Annotated in this window: 2 protein-coding genes; both read left to right on the forward strand. The window is 44.1% G+C overall.

Features of this window, described 5'->3' with window-relative positions; all coding sequences use genetic code 11:
• The first annotated feature begins 407 nt into the window (after positions 1-407).
• Complete coding sequence (rnk, locus tag R7F07_RS24660) at positions 408-815, forward strand: nucleoside diphosphate kinase regulator (RefSeq protein WP_005486313.1); 408 nt, start codon at positions 408-410, stop codon at positions 813-815.
• Positions 816-1,249: 434 nt separating this feature from the next.
• On the forward strand, positions 1,250-1,897 hold the full coding sequence (locus tag R7F07_RS24665; RefSeq protein WP_318110586.1) for a hypothetical protein: 648 nt from the start codon (positions 1,250-1,252) through the stop codon (positions 1,895-1,897).
• Positions 1,898-1,911 lie beyond the last annotated feature (14 nt).

Consider the following 1,911-nt stretch of genomic DNA (forward strand, 5'->3'; position numbering starts at 1 on the left):
AGCTCATTGTTAATTGTGAAAGAAAATTAATACATGATGTAAATCAATTACAATTTCAAACTACCCTAAAGGGGTAGTCGGCTCTATTTGCTCTGTTTACCTATAAAATAAGGTAATTTATTAACGAATATTGGTAGTTTTTACAAAGAACGCTTATAAGCAATCAGCTGCCCATGATAAGTTATGGTTATAAGGAAGAATTTTGTACCGAACAGCGTTCGAAGTGTTTGATAGTTTTAGAAAAAATCAAGCCCCACAATAAAAATCTTTTACTAGCTAACAGATTGCATAAAGACTAGAATCAAAAGCAGTTCATATGGAATGAAAACCATGTGATTTATACCGTAATTGACATATAGAGCGCCGTCCCATGTTTATGAGGCGGCATTTTATTTGGGAGTCATAAAATGTCAGAAAACAACTCTATCTATATCTCAAGCTTAGATATGAACAGAATTACCGCCCTGCTGGATAAGATGCCAAACATCGCTGCAGAGCTTGTTGAGCTAGAAGCAGAGCTTGACCGCGCAACGGTTTTAGAACCAGAAGAGATGCCGTCGAATGTGGTCACCATGAACTCAACCGTTGAGTTTAAATTTTCGGGCGAAGAAAGAACCATGACCAAAACATTGGTCTACCCATCAGAGCTAAAAAGCAGTGATGACATTTCGATTTTTGCTCCTGTTGGTAGCGCACTAATCGGTTTGTCTGTGGGTCAAAAGCTCGATTGGCCAATGCCAAACAAACAAGTGAAGACGATTGAAATTGTCGATATCACATACCAACCTGAGCGTTGTGGTGCACTAAACCGCTAATCCTCAGGAGTCCCGGTGCAAAGGACATCGCAAGACTTTGCACCAGGAGAGCTTCTCGAACTTTCTCTTACATCGTCGCTTTTCACCTTCGGCTTCCCTCGCGCAGCCTTGCTACTCTCTTCGCCAGCCTCTCCAACCTGTTCACGTGTGTTACACATTGTCCATCTGATACAGATTTCTGTCTTTTCAATCGAATTCATACGCTTATCGTTCCGTATCACCTAAACACCGCAATCTAAACTGTTCACCACGACAGTTTGGAATTATTTTTATTAATATTTTCAGCTAGTTAACTAACGGATTACTTCTTGCTTAACCCCTCCCGTACGTAACGAGCCCAGCGTCAATCGTGATGACGTGTTAATTGGAGACGCTCCTTGCCGTTATGAGCGCCAATCGGCTCGTATCTTCTGTTTGGAAAAGGAGAAAGTAAGATGGACTTTAATAAACTGGTGATATTGGCTCGAGCATTTTGCTTGGGGCTGATATTGAGTGTGTTCGCCTCGCCGACTTGGGCGGTTCATGATCTGGGCGCCTTCGAACTGGAAGGTAATGCAACAGACGACGCCGTTGCGGGGGACGATGGGGAAAATATTTACGATGGTAGCGACAGTGCCAACGTCGATACTGGGATTCTTCCCGATCCGTCACCTATCTCCATATTTACTGGTGGTCGAAAAGATATTCAAGACATATCAGAATGGTCTCACAAAGATGGTTCCGTACCAGATAAAGATGACTTAACCAATGCTTACGCTGCTGCCTACGGCGTCGATAACGGCGGTGGCGGTTCGGATTTGGTCATTTATTTTGGTGCCGACCGTTTTGCGAACGTAGGTGATGCCTTTATGGGTTTCTGGTTCTTCCAAGATGATGTCCAAGCCCTTGATGACGGTTCGTTCTCTGGTCAACACGTTGTGGGCGACGTTTGGGTATTGATTGATTATCCGCAAGGTGCGAATGATGAACCTTACGCCGCATTGGTAACTTGGGATCCAACCTGTTCAAAAGCGGACAGTAATGACCCTGCCCCTGTCCGCATTGGTAACTTGGGATCCAACCTGTTCAAAAGCGGACAGTAATGACCCTGCCCCTG

It is taken from the genome of Vibrio sp. YT-16 (genome assembly GCF_033337405.1).
GTDB classification, from domain to species: Bacteria; Pseudomonadota; Gammaproteobacteria; order Enterobacterales; family Vibrionaceae; genus Vibrio; species Vibrio alginolyticus.